The following is a 19179-nucleotide window of genomic DNA, read 5'->3' as shown; positions in this document are numbered from 1 at the left end:
GCTCCGCGGGGCGGCAGTTCTGCGGTGCGCGCTCTCCTGCCCACCGTGCGTACGAGCGATGACCACGAGCCCCGGTGTGGATTGCGGACACCGGTGGCCCGCACGGCACTTCGGTGCCCGATCCAGGATGGAATTCGATGGAGATGTCACTGACATCACGAGCCAGGGCACGGTCGCGTCTCGCGGCCGGGTTCCTGGCCGGCGGCCTGCTGACCGGGCTGCTGACAGCACCGGCGGTGGCGGCCGACGCACCGCCGACCGCGACCGCGGCGAACCCTGACCGGGTCGCGGCCGTCGCGGCCTGGCAGTCCGGCGGCCCGGCCGTGCGGCACGCAGTCGAGACCGCGCTCACCGGCTCGGCCGATGACCTCAAGGCGTTCCTGGCAACAGGTCAGGCGACTGCGGCCGACCAGGACCTGCGCGCCAGGATCGAGGACCTGATCGCGAACTCCGGCCCCGGGGTGCGCGAGGCCGGTACGGCCGCATTGAAGGGTTCAACGGCCGATGTGAAGGCCTTCCTCGACAAGGGCGCCCAGAAGGCCTTCGACGACGACCAGCGGGTGCGGCTGTCGCAGATCATGGCCGCCGGCGGACCCGGCGTGAAGGCCGCCGCCGGCAAGGCGCTCGACGGCACCATGACCGACGTCAACCAGTTCCTCAACGAGGGCCAGTTCAAGGCCAAGGACGACGACGACCGCGTTCACCTCTCCCAGCTGATGGCTTCCGGCGGGCCGGAGGTGAAGAAGACCGCCGGCGCCGCCCTGGACGGCTCGATGGAGGACGTCCAGCTGTTCCTCCAGTACGGCTACCAGACCGCGGCCGCCCACGACCAGGAGACGCTGACGGTCGGCCAGCTGGCGGACCTGACGAAGAACGCCTCCGACCAGGCCGGCCAGCAGTCCCGGACCGCCAAGGACGCCGCAGGCAAGGCACTCGACGCCACCCGCCTCGCCAAGGAAGCGTCCGAGCGGGCAGCCGCCGAGACGAAGGCCGCGCAGGGCTCCGCCGGACAGGCGTCGAACGCGGCCAACCGTGCCGCGGATGCCGCCACCCGGGCCGCGACCGCCGCCCAGACCGCCTCCTCGGCCGCCAAGGCCGCCAACGAGGCGTCCCGTCAGGCCGCCAACGCCGCGGCGAACGCGGCCTCGGCCGCCACCAAGGCCGGCAACGCCGCCGCCAGGGCGCTGGCTGCCGCCGCGGGCGCCGCCGGTGACGCCGGGCAGGCGGACACGGCACGCGTGGCCGCGGTCACCGCCCGCAACGCCGCCGTCGAGGCCCGCACCGCGGGCGAGGCCAGCCAGTGGGCAGGCTTCGCGGCAGCGCAGGCGGGAGCCGCTGCGCAGGCCGCCGCATCCTCGGGCACCAACGCGGCTGCCGCCGCGCAGGCCGCGGCGGAAGCGGCCGAGTACTCCGGTGTGTCCGCTGAGGACGCCGCCCGCGCTCGCAACGCCGCCGCCCGTGCCAGGAGCGCCGCCGCGGAGGCCACCCGCGCCGCGAACGCCACCGTCGCGATCGCGAACCAGGCCGCCGCCGCGGCCGGTGAGGCCCAACGCGCCGCCAACGACGCCGCGGCCCACGCCGAAGCAGCGGCAACGGCGGCCGAGGAAGCGGCCAAGCACGCCGGTGACGCCTCGAACGCGGCCAACATCGCCCAGGCCGCTGCCGCCGCGGCCGATGCGGACGCCAACTCGGCGGCGAACTCCGCCGCTCAGGCCCACAAGGTCGCCGACGTCGCCCGCGCCTCCGACACCGAGCGCCTCGCCGCTCAGCAGGCCGACGAGATGGCCGCCGCCGACGAGGCCTCGCGGACCGCGGCCCTGAAGGCGAAGACCGCCGCGTGGGAATCCGGCAAGGTCACCCAGTTCGCCGCCGACACCGACCAGCTGCTCAAGGACGCGACCGCGTCCGGTGCCGACCCGAAGGCCGCCGTCCTCAAGGGCCGCCAGGCCGCGTTCCGGCTGCTGGACACCGCCGGCCCGTGGACCAAGGCCGCCGCGCAGAGCGCGCTGGAGGGCGACGACACCGCCGTCCGGACGTTCCTGGCCACCGGCCTGACGACCGCCCGCGACTACGACGACCGCACCAGCGTCATGGCGATCTCCCAGGCACCGGGCAAGACGGAGAAGCGCCTCGCCGCCGAGACCGCGGCGGTCGGGAGCGCCGACCAGGTGCGGGCGTTCCTCGCCACCGGCCAGTACCCGGGCAAGGACGACGACGACCGGGTCGCCCTCTCCCAGATCATGGCCACCGGCGGCCCGGGCGTGAAGGAGGCCGCCGGCAAGGCGCTCGACGGCACCATCGACGACGTCCGCGCCTTCCTGGCCACCGGCCAGTTCAAGGCCCGCGACGACGACAACCGCGTCCTCGTCAGCCAGACCCTCGCCAACGGCGGCCCTGAGGCCAAGGCCGCGGCCCAAGCCGTGCTGTCCGGCCCCGCCGACCGCCTCGTCCCGTTCCTGCAGACCGGCCTGCCGAAGGCCCAGCAGCGCGACGCCATGACCGCCGCCCACGTGGCCACCATCGCCTCCTACCTCGCCACCATCGACGGCTCCGTCGCCCAGGCCCGCCAGTACGCGGCGCAGGCCGCCCAGTTCTACGCCACCGCCCGCGGCGCCGCCAACGAGGCCGCCGGCTACGCCAACCAGGCCAGCCAGTCCGCCCAGCAGGCCCAGGGCTACGCCGCGCAGGCCGCGCAGTCCGCCCAAGCCGCCCAGGCGTCCGCGGCACAGGCCGCGCAGTCCGCCAAGCAGGCCCAGGCCTCGGCGGCCACCGCCGACGCGGCGGCCCGCAGCGCCAGTTTCTCGGCAGTGGCGGCCACCAGCTACGCGGCCCAGGCGCAGCAGTACGCGTCCGCCGCGAAGACCGCGTCCGACCAGGCCCAGGCCTCCGCCGCCACGGCCAAACAGAGCGCCGCCGACGCCGCCAAGGCCGCCGCCGAAGCCCGGGACGCCTACTTCACGAAGCAGTGCACCGACACCATCGACGGCGCGCTGCAGGACCAGACCGCCACGGTCGACTCCAGCGGCCGGGTCTCCTACATCGAGGCCGTCCCCCAGGACGACATGAAGGCGGACCCGCTCAAGAACAACATGGGGCACTGCACCGCCGGTGACTTCTACCTGGGCCGTGGCGACACGCTCCTGAGGAACATCGACCCCAAGGTCTGGCACGACAACGGCAAGGGCCAGGACGTCTGCGACCTCACGGTCACCGTCAAGGTCACCGGCACGGTCAACTATGTGATGAGGACCTGCCCGGAGCCGGGCCTGTCGATCATCGCCTGCGCCGGCAAGTACACCATCTGGAACACCGTCGTCGTCGGCAGCACCCAGGTCAACGACCAGCGTGACCAGACTGTCCAGCTAACCTACGCCGACTACAAGCTGCACTACTCGCCGGAAGCCGTCCGCGGCCAGATCCTGTGGCACGCGTTCACGGACGACTTCGTCAAGTGCTACCACAACTTCGGCCTCAACGGACCCTGCGCCTGGGCCGGGGCCACCCTCATCCCCTACGAGAAACTCGCGGCAGGCGCCAAGTCCATCGTCGCGTTCCGCTTCGCCCTCGTCTCGGGCGTCGGTCTCGACGAGGCCAAGTTGGCCGTTCAGGCGGCCCTCGACGGCTACAGCCAGGCCGCCCTCGCCAAGCTGACCTCCACCGCCGACGCCGTCGCCAAGTTCCGCCTGACCCTCAAGGACGGCGTCGGCACCGACGCCGCGCTCACGGCGTTGCGGCAAGACCCGAACATCGACCGCGCCTTGGTCCGGCAGATGGAGAACGAGGCCAAGGCGGCGGACGGCCTCCGCAAGGCGTGTCCGACGCCCAACAGCTTCCCTGCGGGCACCCCCGTGCTCATGGCCGACGGCACCGGCCGCCCCATCGAGCAGGTGCGGGTCGGTGACGCGGTCCTGGCCACCGACCCCAACACCGGAGCGACCACGGCGCAGCGCGTCGAGAACACCATCTACACCCCCGACGACCGCGACTTCACCGAGCTCACGATCGTTTCGCCGGACGGCGCTACTTCGGCTATCACGTCCACCAGCCACCACCGGTTCTGGGTGGAGAGCACTCACCTTTGGCGCGATGCTGGGGACCTGGCCGCCGGTGACGACGTCCGCACCGCCGACGGCCGGGCCGCCCGGGTCACCGGCACCCGGCACTGGACGGCGGTGCAGCCCACCTACAACCTCACCGTCACTCTCGTCCACACGTACTACGTGCTGGCCGGCAAGACACCGGTGCTGGTTCACAACGGTGGCGAGGCGGGGCCGGGCGAGATCTACCTCTGGCGAGTGGTCACCGCTCCCGAGCTTGCAGACATCGCCGCGAACCGGACGTGGAACAGCCCGCAGGGAGTCAAGTACTTCTCGTTCACGGAGTACGGAGCCTCCGAGTACGCTCGGCGTGCGTATGCCGCCTTTCCTGCCGAGGGGCCCTACACCATGATCCGGACCAAGGTCACGTTCGCCGATCTGCCGGAGGGTACCCGCATGGCCTACACCGCCGACGTTGTCGACGGTGGTGTGGCCCTCAACAATGAGGAGCTCAAGCTCCTCGGAAGGCCCGCCATCATGACCGGTATGAGCACGGGTGTGGGGTGCGGATGAGATTCGTCATCGCCGCCTCCACCGAACGGCTCGTCGATTCGTGCCGGGACTTCCTGGGGAACAGGACCGGGCTGGACTTCAGGCGCGGCTCGGTCGCCGAGACGGGATGGGACTGCGACGCCGCCATCCTGAGTTCCGCGCTCGGGCACGACCGCTACGGGGGCAGTCCGCAGGTCGGGGTCGCGCAGGTCCTGCTGAACATGCGGGCCGACGGGGCGCCCGGAGTGATCCTTACGACACCTCCGCTGCCCCTGGCTGCGGCGTCGCGCCATCCGGCCGATCCGGATGTCGAACGGTACGTGCTCGACGCTCTGGATTCATGTCTGGCGGCATACGTGAGGGAGGTCGGTTCCGTCCGGAATGTGAAGATCCTCACTCATCTGGAAGCGGCCGGATTCGACCGGCAGGACCTTACCGCCCCCCTGCGGGGCATCGCGGAGTTCCTCGACCAGGCGGGCCTCACGTAAGGACAGTGCCCTCGGGCCCCGGCCGCCATCGCGGCGGTGGGAACCCGCGGAGGTCCGGGATTAGTAGGACGGCATGAAAGGAAGGGCCTCGCCGGGCTGACCGGCGAGGCCCTTTCGCGTGGGCGCCGCCGTACGGGTGGCCGACACCCGCCCTACGGCCGGCCCGGGACCAGCAGGGCCTCCGCGCCGACCGGGCGGTAGCCGGCGGCCTGGAAGGCGCGGACGCTGGGGGCGTTGCCGGGGGCCTGCTGGGCCCAGACGGCCGTGCCCGCGGGGAGCAGGTGGCGGGCGGCGGTGGCCAGGGCGCGTCCGAGGCCGCGGCCCTGGGCGTGCGGGTCGACCTCGACGGCGCACTCCCAGCGGCCGGCCACGCCCCGGCCGAGGACCAGCACGCCGCCGTCGGCGGTGAACACCCGGACGTCCTCGCGGTAGCGCAGCGCCCGGACCACCCGGGGGTGCTCGCGGTCCCGTACCTCCGCCAGTGCCAGCGGCGGCTCACCCGGCAGCCGGTCGGCGACCGACAGCAGGTCGATGTTGTTGACGGTTCGTCCGGTGCGCGCGGCGAAGGCGGTCAGGAAGGGCGGGCAGAGCGGCGCGGACAGCGGGTCCCCCGGATCGGCGGCTAGGGTCTCGCGCACCCAGGCCGGGTCCTCGTCGGTGAAGACGACCGCGTGCGCGGCGAAGGCCACCACCCCGGCCTCCCGGGCGGACGGCTGCGCCACCACGGTGATCGACCCGTCGGCCGGCGGGAACGCTCCGTCCGCCGCGTCCGCCAGGATCTCCGCCAGCTCCCGCACGCCCATCACAGTCCCCTCCCGGTAGGTCTCCCCCAGTTGATCACCGGCGGTCGCGGCGGGCCAGCCGTTTCACTTCTTCCGGGCCCGGCTGGGCTGCACCCTGGTGGGTTCGCCGGCGGCCTTGGGGTGGTCGGGCGGGTAGGGGAGTTCGCCGAGGCCCTCGTCGTGGAGCTGCTTGTCGTAGAGCTCCAGCAGGGCCTCCAGGCGGAAGGCCTGGTCGTCCATCCCGGCGTTGAGGTCGCCGAGTTCGGCGAAGCGGGCGGGGAGGGTGCGCAGGTCGAAGTCCTCGGGGGAGGCGTCGTCGAGTTCGTCCCAGCGCAGGGGGGCGGAGGCGGTGGCGCGGGGGCGGGCGCGCAGGGAGTAGGCGGAGGCGATGGTGCGGTCGCGGGCCATCTGGTTGTAGTCGACGAAGATCCGTTCGCCGCGCTCCTCCTTCCACCAGGCGGTGGTGACCTGGCCGGGCATCCGCTGTTCCAGCACCCGGCCGAGGGCGATCACCGCGTGCCGGCCGTCGGTGAAGGTCCACTCGGGCACCAGCGGCACGTACACGTGCAGGCCGCGCCCGCCGGAGGACTTGGGCCAGCCGCGCAGCCCGTACTCCTCCAGCAGGGCGCGCAGTTCGTGGGCGGCGCGGACGGCGTCGTGGAAGTCGGTGCCGGGCTGCGGGTCGAGGTCGATCCGCAGCTCGTCGATGTGGTCGGTGTCGGAGCGGCGCACCGGCCAGGGGTGGAAGGTGAGGCAGCCCAGGTTGGCGGCCCAGAGCACGGCGGCCGGCTCGGTGGGGCAGATCTCGTCGGCGGAGCGGCCGCTGGGGAAGGCGATCCGGGCGGTGGGCAGCCAGTCGGGCAGGCCCTTGGGGGCGCGTTTCTGGTAGAAGAACTCGCCGTCCACGCCGTCGGGGAAGCGCTGCAGGGTGGTGGGGCGGTCGCGCAGGCCGCGCAGCACCCCGTCGGCGACGGCCAGGTAGTACTGGGCGACGTCCAGCTTGGTGAAGCCGCGCTCGGGGTAGTACACCTTGTCCGGGTTCGACAGCCGGACGGTGCGCCCGGCGACTTCCAGTTCCACGGCTGAGCCCATGTTTTTCACGCTAAGCGCCGGACGCCCGGCGCGCGCCCCGGGAGCATCGGGGCGAGGATCGGACGCATGGACCTGCCCGTGATGCCACCGGTGGCGCCGATGCTCGCCAAGTCGGTGGCCGAGATCCCGCCCGGGATGCAGTACGAGGCCAAGTGGGACGGCTTCCGCACCATCGTGTTCCGCGACGGGGACGAGGTGGAGCTGGGCAGCCGCACCGGCAAGCCGCTGACCAGGTACTTCCCCGAACTGGTGGAGGCGTTCCGGCGGGAGTTACCGCCGCGCTGCGTGCTGGACGGCGAGGTGGTGATCGCCCGGGACGGGCGGCTGCGCTTCGAGGAGCTGCTGGAGCGGATCCACCCGGCGAAGAGCCGGGTGGCGCTGCTGGCCGAGCGGACCCCGGCGTCCTTCGTCGCCTTCGACCTGCTCGCCCTCGGTGACGACTCCCTGCTGGACGAGCCGCTGTCGGTGCGCCGTCCGGCCCTGGAGGCGGCGCTCGCCGGCGCCGCGGACCCGGTGTTCACCGCCCCGGCCGCCACCGACCGGGACCTCGCGCGGACCTGGTTCGCCGAGTTCGAGGGCGCCGGGCTGGACGGGGTGGTCGCCAAGCCGCTGGACCGGCCGTACCGGCCGGGGGAGCGGACCATGTTCAAGATCAAGCACGAGCGCACCGCCGACTGCGTGGTGGCCGGCTACCGCGAGCACAAGAGCGGCCCGGTGGTCGGCTCCCTCCTGCTGGGCATCAACGACGCCGACGGCAGGCTCCAGCACGTCGGCGTCTGCGCCGCCTTCTCGATGGCCCGCCGCCGCGAACTCGCCGAGGAACTGGCCCCGTTGCGGATGGACGACCTCGCCCGGCACCCCTGGGGAGGATGGGCGGACGAGGCCGCGCACGCCGAGGGCCGGCTGCCCGGCGCGGTGAGCCGCTGGACCGGCGGCAAGGACCTCTCCTGGATCGCGCTGCGCCCCGAGCGGGTGGTCGAGGTGGCGTACGACCACATGGAGGGCACCCGGTTCCGGCACACCGCGCAGTTCCGCCGCTGGCGGCCGGACCGCGCGCCGGAGAGCTGCACCTACGAGCAGCTGGAGGAGCCGGTCTCGTACGACCTCGGCAAGGTGCTGGGGATCTGACGGGCTGGCGGGGGCTGACGGCATGCGCGAGGCCCGACCCGGTGCGACCGGGTCGGGCCTGGCTGCCGCGTCCGTGCGATCACGTCTTCACGGTGCTGGGGTTGTTGCTCGCCGGGACCGACGACGCGCCGCTCCTGGAGGCGCCGGCCGAGGGGGAGCCGGACGCCGGGGCCGAGGGCGAGGCGGTGGTGCTCTCCGCCGGGAGCGCGTAGACGTTGTTCGGCGAGATGATCTTGGTGATCTCGTTGGCGAACAGCGTGGACGGCTCCTCGCCCTGGGAGATCACGTCGGTGTTGAGCAGCAGCACCATGGTGGCCTGGGCGTCCGGCATGTACACCGCCACGCTCTCGTAGCCCGGCATCGAGCCGTTGTGGCCGATCCAGCCGCTGTTGTTGAACACCCCGAAGCCGTAGGTGACGCCCGGGTCGGGGGTCGGCAGGAGCTTCATCCGCTCGGCCTGGGTGGCCGGGCTGATGATGGCGCCGGTGGCCATGGTCTTCGCCCAGCTCTCCAGGTCGGCGAGGGTGGTGACGACGGCCCCGGCGGTCCACGCCCAGGACGGGTTCCAGTTGGTGGCGTCCTCGACCGACCCGGTGGGCGTCTGGTTGGTGTAGCCGTGGGGGTGCGGGTCGGGGAGGGAGGAGTCGGTGGCGAAGCTGGTCTTGCCCAGGGAGGCGGGGGTGAACACCTGGTCCTTGAGGACGTCGCCGGCCGACTGCCCGCCGACCTTCTCGATCAGCTTGCCCAGCAGGATGTAGTTGCTGTTGTTGTACTGGTACTTGGTGCCGGGCGGGAACACGGCGGGGTGCTTGTAGCCGTACGCGAGCAGCTGGTCCGGGGTGAACACGTGGTTCGGGTCGCCGATCAGCGTGTTCGCGAAGTCCTGGTCGGAGCTGTACGGGAACAGGCCGCTGCGCATCTCGCCGAGCTGGCGGACGGTGATCCCGTCGCCGCCGGGGACGCCGTCCACGTACGTGGAGATCGGGTCGTCCAGCTTGACCTTGCCCTGGTCCACCAGGCGCAGCACGGCGGTCGCGGTGTAGGTCTTGCTCTCGCTGCCGATGCGGGAGTACATCCCGGGGTCCATCGGCGCGTTGGTGGTCCTGTCGGCGACGCCGAAGGACTTCTGGTAGGTGCCGCTCGGGGTGATGATCCCGACCGAGATGCCGGGGACGCCGTTCTGGCTCAGCACCCGCTGGATCGCGGTATCCAGCTTGGCGGTGACGGCGGGGGTCAGGGACACCACCGCGTTCGAGTAGGCGCTGCCCGAGCTGCCCGAGCCGCCGGGGCTCGCGGACGGGCTGAGCGCGGCCGGTACGGCGGTGACCGCAGGGTCGGCGGCCTGCCGGGCGGTCGAATCGCCGGAGCAGGCGGAGGTGGCCAGCAGGCCGGCCAGGGCGAGGGCGGCCGCTGCGGCCGGCCGGGCGGAGCGGGGTGCGGCCGGGCGGGGCCTTCGGGTGTCGGTCATGAAGTGGGACGCCTCTCTGCGGCGTAGCGGCGATGGGCCCGGGAGTGCTGCTCCACGGGGCCGCGGGGGGAGCGTCGTCACCGTAAGCACCGGCCTCGAACGCCTGCGCGTCGGCCGCCGCCGGGCTGGCCCGAACGGATGCAAGCCCACCCGAGTGGCCGGTCCCGGCTGGCGACGCCCGTCGTCGGGGGCCCTCGTCTCGTCGGGGGCCCGTCCGCCGTCCACGGCCCGCATCCGCTGTCAAGTGCCCCCGTCCGGGCGCCGGTTGGTGTGACGGTGGCGGCCCCGCGCTCGGCCGAACGAGTGAGCACCGGCACGCCGCACCCGCCGCCGGGCGCCGCTCGGGCACGATCGTTTAGCCCAGCTGTGACCGCCCTTAAGAATTCCTCGATGGACCGCACCCGCCCTCACCAGGCAGATTTCTGCCTGCCCGGAGTGCGCCCGCCAGGAGCGGCCAGACCGGGCCGCCTCGGCCTGCCCGACCCTCGAAGGCCGTCCCACCCGCACGTCAGGAGCCGTCGCCCGTGAAGGCACTCGTCAAGCAGAAGGCCGAGCCCGGCCTCTGGATGATCGACGTCCCGAAGCCCGAGATCGGCCCGGGCGAGGTGCTGATCAAGGTGCTGCGCACCGGCATCTGCGGCACCGACCTGCACATCCGCAAGTGGGACGGCTGGGCGCAGCAGACCATCAAGACCCCGATGACGATCGGCCACGAGTTCGTCGGCGAGGTCGCCGAGCTCGGCGCCGGTGTCGCGGACATCGCGATCGGCGACCTGGTCAGCGGCGAGGGCCACCTGGTCTGCGGCAAGTGCCGCAACTGCCTGGCCGGCCGCCGCCACCTCTGCCGCAACACGATCGGCCTGGGCGTCAACCGCGACGGAGCCTTCGCCGAGTACGTGGCCCTGCCCGCCTCCAACGTCTGGGTGCACCGGGTGCCGGTCGACCTGGACGTGGCCGCGATCTTCGACCCCTTCGGCAACGCCGTGCACACCGCGCTGTCCTTCCCGCTGGTCGGCGAGGACGTGCTGGTCACCGGCGCCGGCCCGATCGGCATCATGGCCGCCGCCGTCGCCAAGCACGCCGGCGCCCGCAACGTGATGATCACCGACGTCTCCCCGTACCGCCTGGAGCTGGCCCGCGAGGTCGGTGTGACGCTGGCGCTCAACGTGGCCGAGCACACCATCGAGGAGGGCCAGCAGAAGCTCGGCCTGCGCGAGGGCTTCGACGTCGGCCTGGAGATGTCCGGCCGCCCCGAGGCGATGCAGTCGATGATCGCCAACATGACGCACGGCGGCAAGATCGCCATGCTCGGCCTGCCGGCCGACGACTTCGCCGTCGACTGGGCGCGGATCGTCACCTCGATGATCACCATCAAGGGCATCTACGGCCGCGAGATGTTCGAGACCTGGTACGCGATGTCCGTGCTGCTGGAGGGCGGCCTGGACCTCAGCCCGGTGATCACCGGCCGGTACGCCGCCGACGACTTCGAGGCCGCCTTCGACGACGCCGCCGCGGGCAACTGCGGCAAGATCATCCTCGACTGGACCGCCTGAGCCACCCCGCCGACGCAAAAGGAGCCTGTTGTGTTCGACAACGTGCGCGCCGACATCGCCACCACCCTCGACGAGATCCGCGAGGCCGGCCTGTTCAAGCCCGAGCGGGTGATCGGGACCCCGCAGAGCGCCGCGGTCACCGTCACCGGCGGCGGCAAGCCCGGCGAGGTGCTGAACTTCTGCGCCAACAACTACCTCGGCCTGGCCGACCACCCCGAGGTGCTCGCCGCGGCCAAGGACGCCCTGGACCGCTGGGGCTACGGGATGGCCTCCGTCCGCTTCATCTGCGGCACCCAGGACGTCCACAAGGAGCTCGAGGAGCGCCTGTCGGCCTTCCTCGGCCAGGAGGACACGATCCTCTACTCCTCCTGCTTCGACGCCAACGGCGGCGTCTTCGAGACCGTGCTCGGCGCCGAGGACGCCGTCATCTCCGACGCGCTCAACCACGCGAGCATCATCGACGGCATCCGGCTCAGCAAGGCCCGCCGCCACCGCTACGCCAACCGCGACATGGCCGACCTGGAGAAGCAGCTCCAGGAGACCCAGGACGCCCGCCGCCGCCTGATCGTCACCGACGGTGTCTTCTCGATGGACGGCTACGTCGCCCCGCTGCGGGAGATCTGCGACCTGGCCGACCGCTACGACGCCATGGTCATGGTCGACGACTCGCACGCCGTCGGCTTCGTCGGCGCCGGCGGCCGCGGCACCCCCGAGCTGCACGGCGTGATGGACCGCGTGGACATCATCACCGGCACCCTCGGCAAGGCCCTCGGCGGCGCCTCGGGCGGCTACGTCGCCGCCCGCCGGGAGATCGTCGCCCTGCTGCGCCAGCGCTCCCGCCCGTACCTGTTCTCCAACTCGCTGGCCCCGGTGATCGCGGCCGCCTCGCTCAAGGTGCTCGACCTGGTCGAGCAGTCCAACGAGCTGCGCGAGCGGCTGGCGGCCAACACCGCGCTGTTCCGCACGAAGATGACCGAGGCCGGCTTCGAGATCCTGCCCGGCGACCACCCGATCGCCCCGGTGATGATCGGCGACGCGGCCGAGGCCGGCAAGCTCGCCGAACTGCTGCTGGAGCGCGGCGTGTACGTGATCGGGTTCTCCTACCCGGTGGTCCCGCACGGCCAGGCCCGGATCCGGGTCCAGCTGTCCGCGGCGCACTCCACCGAGGACGTCGAGCGCGCCGTCGCGGCCTTCGTGGACGCGCGCGCCGCGCTGGGGGAGTAACTCCCGCGGCCAGTGCGTCCCTCGGGCAGTGTGTCCGTCGGGCACTGCGCCCGTCGGGCAGTGTGCCCGTCGGGCCCGGCAGGGGCCCGCACGAACCGCCCGCGGGCCGGACCGCTCGGAACCGGTCCGGCCCGCGGGCTCATGAACCGCCGTGCGGCGGAGGCGCGTCGATGCCCCCCGCCGCACGGCCCCCAACCACCTGCCCCACCCTCCCGCCTCGGGGGCGGGACGCCGGCCCGGCCGACGTCCCGCCCCCGTCGTGGTGTTCCGGGGTGCGCGGGTGCTACTCGGGCTTCAGACCTCAGCGGTCCTCGTCCTGGCCCTGGTCGTCGCCGTCGTCGTTCTCGTCGCCGTGGTGCCCGTCGGTCCTGGCGAAGACCTGGTAGCCCTCGCCCGCCGGGCCGGTGGTGCCGGCGACCAGGTTGCCGCTGGTCGAGCCGAAGACCACGGCGTGGCCGCGGGCGTCCACGGACGGGTCGATCGAGGAGCCGTTGCCGGACGAGCCGTCCGGCGCGGTGGCGACCCGCTCGGTGCGGCCGGTGCGCAGGTCCTGGCGGTAGACGTCCCAGCCCGGGTGCTGCGGGCCGGCCACCAGGTTGTCGGCGGCGGAGGAGAAGTAGATCCAGCGGTTGTCGGCGGTGATGCTGCCGTGGTCGGAGGTGCCGACCGAGGTGGTGCCGGGCAGGCCGCCGCTGACCTTGGTCACGGTGCCCTTCCTGAGGTCCCGGACGTACAGCACCAGGTGGTACCGGTGGCCGTTGGTGGAGCCGCCGGGCTCGGGCAGGGCGTAGACCGCGCGTCGCCCGTCCGGGCTGATCGTGGCGTCGAAGCCGGCGGCGCCGAGCTTGCCGTCGAGGTCGAGGCTGGCGGCGGCGATGCGGCCGGACGCCACGTCGTAGGTGTAGTAGGTGCCGGTGGTGGGCCGGGACAGGTTCGCCTTGGCGGCGCCCTCCCGGAGGCTGCGGGGCAGGGCCCGGTCGGCGCCCGGGGCCTGCTCGACGTCGGTGGCGGCCGGGATCGCGGCGGCTGGGTTCGTCGCGGCCGGGTTCGTGGCGGCCGGGTTCGTCGCGGCCCGGGCGGAGGCGGCGGCCTCGGCGGCCGGGGCGGTGAGGGCCGGGGTCTGTTCGGCCGGCACCAGGTTGTCCGCGAAGGACGTGAAGCCGATGGTGCGGCCGTCCGCGCTGATCGTCGGGTTGAGTGACATGCTGTCGCCGGGCTTGCCGTCCACGCCGAGGGAGACCAGACGGGTCTTCCCGGTCCAGCGGTCGGTCAGGTAGACGTTGTAGTCCCAGGTGTAGGGCCGGGCGAGCGAGGGGCCGTCGCCCTGGGGGCCGGGGGCGAGGCCGGGGACGAGGTCCGTCCGGGCGGACACGAAGGCCACGTAGCGGCCGTTCGCGCTGATCGAGGGCGCGTACGAGGCGTGGAACTTGTCGCTGTCGGTGGCGGCGGGCGCGCCGCTGACGAGTTCGGTGCGGCCGGTCCTGCGGTCGCGGAGGTACACCTCGGTGCGGCCCGGGACGGGCAGGCCGGGGACCACGTTCTCGGCATCGCTCTCGAAGGCGACGTAGCGGCCGTCGGCGTTGATCGCGACGTAGTCGGTGAAGCCGTTCAGTGCGGAGCCGTCGTCGGCCAGGTTGACCCGCTCGGTGCGGCCGGTGCGCAGGTCCCGGACGTAGGCGTCGCGGGCGCTTCCCGCGGGCTGGGACACCAGGTTGGTGGCCCAGGAGGTGAACAGCGCGTAGTGGCCGTCGGCGCTGACGCCCTTGCTCCAGGACTGGTTGTCGGGCAGCGCGCCGTTCAGCCCGGTGCTGACCCGGACGGTGTCGCGCGGCAGCGGCGCGGCCTGGACGGGTGCGGCGGTCACGGCCAGCACGGCGGCGGCTGCCAGCACGCTGCCGCCGACGGCCGGCCACCGGTCGCGGAGGGTGCGGGTGGTGCGGGTGGTGCGAGACATGGGCGTTGCCCTCCCCTGTGATCGCCCCTGCCGCCGGGCTCCCTCCCGGCGACGGGCTCCAGCAGAGCCAATCGCCGGGAGGTCGCGCCGGTCAACGGCGGCGGGTGATCTCGGGTGGAAAAGTACGTCAACGGACGTATTCCGTGCGGTTCTCCGTACGGAACCGGCGGCTCAGAGGCGGTGCCGGAACACGTCCGTGAAGGTGTTGGTGTCGCCCGGGACCAGGTTGCCGTCCTCGGCGTCGAAGACCACCGTGGCGCCGGTGGCGTCGATGGACGGCCGGTACGAGCCGGCGGTGCTCTGCGCGCCGTCCTCGGTGACGCTGACCCGCTCGATCAGCCCGGTCCACAGGTCGCGACGGAAGACGTCGGTCGTGTCGTTGGTGTCGCCGGGCACCAGGGTCTCGGCGTCGGAGGCGAAGTAGACCCAGCGGTCGTCGAAGGTCATGGTGCCGTCGAACGAGGACCGCTTGGTGGCGGTGCCCGGCAGGTCGGTGTTGACCTTGGTGATCCTGCCGGTGGCGAGCTCGTGGACGTACAGGTCCATGCGGATGTTGCGGGGTGGCGTCCCGCCGCCGTGCACCGGGAGGCTGTAGACGGCGTAGCGGCCGTCGGGGCTGATCCGGCCGTCGGAGCCGGTGCCGCGCAGGTCCCCGGCGGCCGGGTCCAGGCTGGCGCCGGTGATCTTGCCGGTGCCGGCCTTCCAGACGTAGTAGGGGTAGAAGCGCGGCCCGGTCAGCTCTGCGTCGGTGGCGGCGGTTGTGGTGGCGGGGTCGCCGGCCGGGTCGGACGGGAGCAGGTTGCCGGCCCGGGAGGTGAAGCCGACGGTGGTGCCGTCCGCACTGATCGTCGGACTGAAGGAGTTGTTGTCGGCGCCCGAGCCGTCCGCGCCGACGGTGACCAGCCGGGTGGTGCGGGTCCAGCGGTCGGTGACGTAGACGTTGAGCTTGCCGCGCTTCACGCCGGGGGCGAGGTCGGTGCGGTTGGAGGAGTAGGCGACGTACCGGCCGTCCCAGCTGAGGGTGGGGTTGTAGGCGTCGCGGATGGTCTGGTCGTCGCCCGCGCCGGAGCTGCCGTCGCCGGCGGAGACCAGTTCGGTGCGGCCGGTCCAGCGGTCGCGGACGAAGATGTCGGTGTTGTGCTTGGGCTGGCCGGGCACCGCGTTGGTGGCCGGGGTGCTGAACGCCACGTACCGGCCGTTGCCACTGATCGAGGCGTCGGTGGTGGCGGCGTTCAGGGGGGAGCCGTCGTCGGCCACGCTGACCCGCTCGATGTGCCCGTTCCTCAGGTCCCGGACGTAGACCTCGTCCGTGTTGTGTGCGCCGGGCAGCAGGTTGGACGCCTCCGAGAGGAACAGTGCCGAGCGGCCGTCCGCGCTCAGCCCGAGTGTGGACGAGTACCCGTCGAGCTGCTCGCCCTTGAAACCCTCGCTGACCCGGGCGGTGTCGCCCTTGGGCGGCCGGGCCTCGGCGGCGGGCACGGTGGCACCGGCCGCGGTGACGAGGGCGAGGACGCAGGCGGTCCTGGCCAGTCTGCGGCGGGTGTGTGCGGTGGTCATCGATCGTCCTCCCCGGATGCGGCGCCGGGCCCGCTCGACCCCCGCGGCCCGGTCGGTCACGAGCCAACCGCCGGGACGGCCCGGCGGTCAACGGAGGGCGGTGATCCCGGCCGGAAATACGTCACCGGTGGTACCGCCGTCCGCCGGCGATCACCTCCGCCCGACATCCCGGCCTCCCGGGAGTGGGCCGGGCGTCCCGGCCCGTCCGGTCCGCTCCGCCGCGCTGGCAGAATTGGCCTTGTGATCGACGCACGACGGCTGCGGACCCTGCGGGCCGTGGCGGACCACCGCACCGTGACCGCCGCGGCGGCCGCCCTCTACCTGACCCCTTCCGCGGTCTCCCAGCAGCTGGCCGCCCTGGAGCAGGAGACCGGGCACCACCTGCTCGCCCGCGAGGGCCGGGGCGTGCGGCTGACCGCCGCCGGGGAGATCCTGCTCGGCCACGCCGACGTCGTGCTCGCCCAGCTGGAGCGGGCCGAGGCCGACCTCGCCGCCTACAGCGCGGGCGTCTCCGGCGAGGTGACCGTCGCCTCCTTCGCCACCGGCATCGGGCTGGTGCTGGCCCCCGCCATCGGCCTGCTCGCCGAGCGCGCGCCGGGGGTGCGGCTGAAGGTGCTGGACGCCGAGGGTGACGCCAGCCTGCCGATGGTGCTGGAGGGCCGGGCGGACCTGGCGGTGGCCGTCGAGTACCGGGGCGCCCTGCGCGCCGACGACGCCCGGCTGACCAGGGTGCCGCTGTACGCCGAGCCCTTCGAGGCGGTCCTGCCGCTCGGCCACCGGCTGGCGGGGGAGGCGGGGCCGCTGGCCGTCGCCGCGCTGGCCGACGAGCCGTGGATCGGACCCTACCCGGGCAACCCCTGTCACGACGTGGTGCTGCTGGCCTGTGAGCACGCCGGGTTCCAGCCGCGGCTGCTGCACTCCTCGGACGACTTCCGGGCCGTCGTCGCGCTGGCCTCGGCGGGCGCCGGGGTGGCCCTGGTGCCGCGTTCGGCGCTGCGCGGGGTGGACCTCGGGCAGGTCGCGGTCCGTCCGGTGGACAGCGAGCTGGCCACCCGCCGGGTCTTCGCCGCCGTCCGGGCCGGGGCCGACGGGCACCCGTTGATCCGGCCGGTCCTGGACGCCCTGGTGGAGGCGGCGGCCGCGGGCGGGTAGCGCGGAGCCCAGTGGGGCGGGGCACGGCGGGGCGGGGTGCCCCGGGGTGGGGTGCGGAAACGGTTTTGCGGCTGCCCGGCGTCCCGGGTCGGGCGGCCGCGCCGTGTGCAGGTGGCGTGGCGTCCCGGCCCGGGCGGCCGTGCAGCCGCTGGTCCGTGGGGGCGGTCGGGATCCGACCGCCGGGGTCACCCGGTGATGAGGGTGATCAGGCGGACGGCGGGGGCGGAGACCACCTGCACCGTCTCGGTGCCGGGCAGCCGCAGCTTGACGAAGCCGCCCTGGAAGGCCGCCAGCGCCCGGGGCACCGAGGAGACCGGCTCGCCGTCGGCGTTCACCACCACGTAGCCGTCGACCAGTTCGACGGAGGCCTCGGCCCAGTCCTCGTTCATGCGTCCCCCCGCTGTACGACTGTCCCCGTTAAACGGTACCGATCGGTTCCGTTCTGACGTCGAAAACGGTACCGATCGGTGCCGTTTGGCGTCAAGGGCGGTTAGGATCGCTTCCATGGCAGTCAACGCACGGGCGCGCCTGCTGAGCACGGCAGAGTCCCTCTTCTACGCCAACGGGATCCACGCGGTCGGGGTGGAGCGCATCCTGTCCGAGTCCGGGGTGGGCCGCGCCTCCTTCTACCGGCACTTCACCGGCAAGGAGGCGCTGGTGACCGCCGTCCTGGAGGGCCGGGACCAGCGGTGGCGGGCCTGGCTCTCCGAACGGGTCGCGGCCCACGGCGGCCACCCGCTGAACGTCTTCGACGCGCTGGCCGAACGGTTCGCGGCGCAGGACTACCGCGGCTGCGTCGCCATCAACACCATGACCGAGATCGCCGACCGCGCCAGCCCGGCCCGCGAGATGGCGGCGCTGCACAAACGGCGCGTCATCGAGCTGGTCGAACAGCTCATGCGGGACGCGGACATCCCCGAACCCGACTGTCGCGCACGGCAGTTCGCCCTCCTGATGGACGGCGCCATCGTCACCGCCCTGCGCGAGGGCACCCCGGACGCCGCCTGGCGGGCCCGCGCCATCGCGGAGTCCCTGCTCGCGGCTTAGGGCGCATAGGGTGGGCGGTGCCGACCGTCCGCACGCCCAGGAGAACGCCATGAGCGAGACCGCTGCCACCGACCACCGCCTCCCGGTCGGGGTGATCGGCCTCGGTGACATCGCGCAGAAGGCCTACCTGCCGGTGCTCACCGCGCTGCCCGGGCTCGACCTGCGGCTGATGACCCGGGACGCGGCCAAGCTCGACCGGATCGGCGACGCGCACCGGATCGCGCCCGCGCACCGCTTCACCGATCTCGGGGAGCTGATCGCGAGCGGCATCCGGGCCGCCTTCGTGCACGCCGCTACCGACCAGCACGTCCCGATCGTCGAGCGGCTGCTCACCGCCGGGGTGGACGTCTACGTGGACAAGCCGCTCGACTACACCCTGGACGGCGCCCGCCGGCTGGTCGACCTGGCCGACCGCACCGGCCGCTCGCTGATGGTGGGCTTCAACCGCCGCCACGCGCCCGGCTACGTCCAGGCCAAGGAGCGCCCCCGCGACCTGATCGTGCTGCAGAAGAACCGGGAGGGCCTGCCCGAGGCCGCCCGCACCCTGGTCTACGACGACTTCATCCACGTGGTGGACCTGCTCCGCTTCCTCGCCCCCGGCGAGATCGAGCACGTGGACGTCCGGGCCCGCACCAAGGACGGCCTGGTCGAGCACGTGGTGCTCACCCTCGGCGGGCGGGGCTTCACCGCCCTGGGGATCATGAACCGGCTGTCCGGCTCGACCGAGGAGGTCCTGGAGGTCTCCGGCGGCGACTCCAAGCGCGAGGTCCGCAACCTGGCCGAGGTGATCGACCACCGCGGCCAGCCCACCGTCCGCCGCCGCGGCGACTGGGTGCCGGTGGCCCGCCAGCGCGGCATCGAGCAGTGCGTGCTCTCCTTCCTGGACGCCGTCCGCGCCGGGCGCACCCTCGACGCCCACGACGCGCTGCGCACCCACGAGCTGTGCGAGCTGGTCGTGGAGCGGATCGGCGCTTCCTGGGAGTCGGCTGGGAGCGGTCTGTGAGCAGCCTGGGCTGACCGTGGGTCAAGTCACCCGGGGGGAACCGACAGTTCACCGACGAGGTCTTGTCGGGGCTTTTTCTACGCGCGTATCTTGAGGGGCGCCGCGGGGGGCGGGTGTCCGTCCCCCGCTCCCTCTACGCGAG

Annotated in this window: 14 protein-coding genes; 8 read left to right on the top strand and 6 right to left on the bottom strand. The window is 73.1% G+C overall.

Going from position 1 to position 19179, the window contains the following annotated elements:
• Positions 1-137 precede the first annotated feature (137 nt).
• Together ACYP53_RS24200 and ACYP53_RS24195 are read left to right on the top strand one after the other, a co-directional pair.
• Complete coding sequence (locus tag ACYP53_RS24200) at positions 138-4610, top strand: polymorphic toxin-type HINT domain-containing protein (protein ID WP_459648920.1); 4473 nt, start codon at positions 138-140, stop codon at positions 4608-4610.
• Entirely contained in the window at positions 4607-5077 is a 471-nt protein-coding gene (locus ACYP53_RS24195) for a hypothetical protein (protein WP_459648919.1), read from the top strand. The genes ACYP53_RS24200 and ACYP53_RS24195 overlap by 4 nt, the downstream gene beginning before the upstream one ends.
• A 152-nt stretch (positions 5078-5229) precedes the next feature.
• Here the strand turns inward: ACYP53_RS24195 and ACYP53_RS24190 are convergent, their stop codons facing one another.
• Both ACYP53_RS24190 and ligD read right to left on the bottom strand, forming a co-directional pair.
• The gene (locus tag ACYP53_RS24190) at positions 5230-5880 is read right to left on the bottom strand and encodes an N-acetyltransferase family protein (RefSeq protein ID WP_459648918.1); all 651 of its coding nucleotides are present in this window, start codon (positions 5878-5880) and stop codon (positions 5230-5232) included.
• A gap of 63 nt (positions 5881-5943) precedes the next feature.
• A complete protein-coding gene (gene ligD, locus ACYP53_RS24185; RefSeq protein WP_459648917.1) occupies positions 5944-6951 on the bottom strand; it encodes a non-homologous end-joining DNA ligase in 1008 nt (335 codons plus the stop codon).
• Between the two features lie 66 nt (positions 6952-7017).
• Here ligD and ACYP53_RS24180 point away from each other — a divergent pair, with 66 nt between their 5' ends.
• Positions 7018-8079 carry an ATP-dependent DNA ligase gene (locus ACYP53_RS24180; RefSeq protein ID WP_189920220.1) on the top strand — a complete coding sequence of 354 codons (1062 nt, stop codon included), beginning with the start codon at positions 7018-7020 and terminating at the stop codon, positions 8077-8079.
• Positions 8080-8158: 79 nt separating this feature from the next.
• Here the strand turns inward: ACYP53_RS24180 and ACYP53_RS24175 are convergent, their stop codons facing one another.
• Positions 8159-9547 carry a serine hydrolase domain-containing protein gene (locus ACYP53_RS24175; protein ID WP_459648916.1) on the bottom strand — a complete coding sequence of 463 codons (1389 nt, stop codon included), beginning with the start codon at positions 9545-9547 and terminating at the stop codon, positions 8159-8161.
• 524 nt (positions 9548-10071) lie between these two features.
• On the opposite strand from ACYP53_RS24175, the gene tdh reads away from it, so the two are divergent.
• Together tdh and ACYP53_RS24165 are read left to right on the top strand one after the other, a co-directional pair.
• Positions 10072-11100, top strand: coding sequence for an L-threonine 3-dehydrogenase (tdh, locus tag ACYP53_RS24170; RefSeq protein WP_459648915.1), 1029 nt, complete (start codon positions 10072-10074; stop codon positions 11098-11100).
• Positions 11101-11130: 30 nt separating this feature from the next.
• Positions 11131-12324, top strand: coding sequence for a glycine C-acetyltransferase (locus ACYP53_RS24165; protein ID WP_189920226.1), 1194 nt, complete (start codon positions 11131-11133; stop codon positions 12322-12324).
• A gap of 301 nt (positions 12325-12625) precedes the next feature.
• Here ACYP53_RS24165 and ACYP53_RS24160 read toward each other — a convergent pair whose 3' ends face one another.
• Both ACYP53_RS24160 and ACYP53_RS24155 read right to left on the bottom strand, forming a co-directional pair.
• On the bottom strand, positions 12626-14278 hold the full coding sequence (locus tag ACYP53_RS24160; RefSeq protein WP_459648914.1) for a TolB family protein: 1653 nt from the start codon (positions 14276-14278) through the stop codon (positions 12626-12628).
• A 171-nt stretch (positions 14279-14449) separates the two neighbouring features.
• Positions 14450-15835, bottom strand: coding sequence for a hypothetical protein (locus ACYP53_RS24155; protein WP_459648913.1), 1386 nt, complete (start codon positions 15833-15835; stop codon positions 14450-14452).
• Between the two features lie 240 nt (positions 15836-16075).
• Between ACYP53_RS24155 and ACYP53_RS24150 the strand changes: the two genes are divergently transcribed.
• Positions 16076-16987, top strand: coding sequence for a LysR family transcriptional regulator (locus ACYP53_RS24150; protein WP_459648912.1), 912 nt, complete (start codon positions 16076-16078; stop codon positions 16985-16987).
• A 185-nt stretch (positions 16988-17172) separates the two neighbouring features.
• On the opposite strand, the gene ACYP53_RS24145 is transcribed toward ACYP53_RS24150, so the two are convergent.
• Positions 17173-17376, bottom strand: coding sequence for a hypothetical protein (locus ACYP53_RS24145; protein WP_189920235.1), 204 nt, complete (start codon positions 17374-17376; stop codon positions 17173-17175).
• Positions 17377-17491: 115 nt separating this feature from the next.
• On the opposite strand from ACYP53_RS24145, the gene ACYP53_RS24140 reads away from it, so the two are divergent.
• Together ACYP53_RS24140 and ACYP53_RS24135 are read left to right on the top strand one after the other, a co-directional pair.
• Positions 17492-18034, top strand: a complete 543-nt coding sequence (locus ACYP53_RS24140) for a TetR/AcrR family transcriptional regulator (RefSeq protein WP_459648911.1) — start codon at positions 17492-17494, stop codon at positions 18032-18034.
• A 49-nt stretch (positions 18035-18083) separates the two neighbouring features.
• Positions 18084-19037: a Gfo/Idh/MocA family protein gene (locus tag ACYP53_RS24135; protein WP_459648910.1), complete on the top strand. Its 954-nt coding sequence runs from the start codon at positions 18084-18086 to the stop codon at positions 19035-19037.
• The last annotated feature ends 142 nt before the right edge of the window (positions 19038-19179 follow it).

It is taken from the genome of Kitasatospora sp. Ki12, assembly GCF_054601375.1.
The sequence above is the reverse complement of the archived record's forward strand: the minus strand, read 5'-3'. Positions and strand labels throughout refer to the sequence as shown.

What these genes read in the sequence shown, in the direction of transcription:
- ACYP53_RS24200 (WP_459648920.1), top strand. Translation starts at nt 138, where the DNA reads ATGGAGATGTCACTGACATCACGAGCCAGGGCACGGTCGCGTCTCGCG.
- ACYP53_RS24195 (WP_459648919.1), top strand. Translation starts at nt 4,607, where the DNA reads ATGAGATTCGTCATCGCCGCCTCCACCGAACGGCTCGTCGATTCGTGC.
- ACYP53_RS24190 (WP_459648918.1), bottom strand. Translation starts at nt 5,880, where the DNA reads ATGGGCGTGCGGGAGCTGGCGGAGATCCTGGCGGACGCGGCGGACGGA.
- ligD (WP_459648917.1), bottom strand. Translation starts at nt 6,951, where the DNA reads ATGGGCTCAGCCGTGGAACTGGAAGTCGCCGGGCGCACCGTCCGGCTG.
- ACYP53_RS24180 (WP_189920220.1), top strand. Translation starts at nt 7,018, where the DNA reads ATGGACCTGCCCGTGATGCCACCGGTGGCGCCGATGCTCGCCAAGTCG.
- ACYP53_RS24175 (WP_459648916.1), bottom strand. Translation starts at nt 9,547, where the DNA reads ATGACCGACACCCGAAGGCCCCGCCCGGCCGCACCCCGCTCCGCCCGG.
- ACYP53_RS24160 (WP_459648914.1), bottom strand. Translation starts at nt 14,278, where the DNA reads ATGTCTCGCACCACCCGCACCACCCGCACCCTCCGCGACCGGTGGCCG.
- ACYP53_RS24155 (WP_459648913.1), bottom strand. Translation starts at nt 15,835, where the DNA reads ATGACCACCGCACACACCCGCCGCAGACTGGCCAGGACCGCCTGCGTC.
- ACYP53_RS24145 (WP_189920235.1), bottom strand. Translation starts at nt 17,376, where the DNA reads ATGAACGAGGACTGGGCCGAGGCCTCCGTCGAACTGGTCGACGGCTAC.
- ACYP53_RS24140 (WP_459648911.1), top strand. Translation starts at nt 17,492, where the DNA reads ATGGCAGTCAACGCACGGGCGCGCCTGCTGAGCACGGCAGAGTCCCTC.
- ACYP53_RS24135 (WP_459648910.1), top strand. Translation starts at nt 18,084, where the DNA reads ATGAGCGAGACCGCTGCCACCGACCACCGCCTCCCGGTCGGGGTGATC.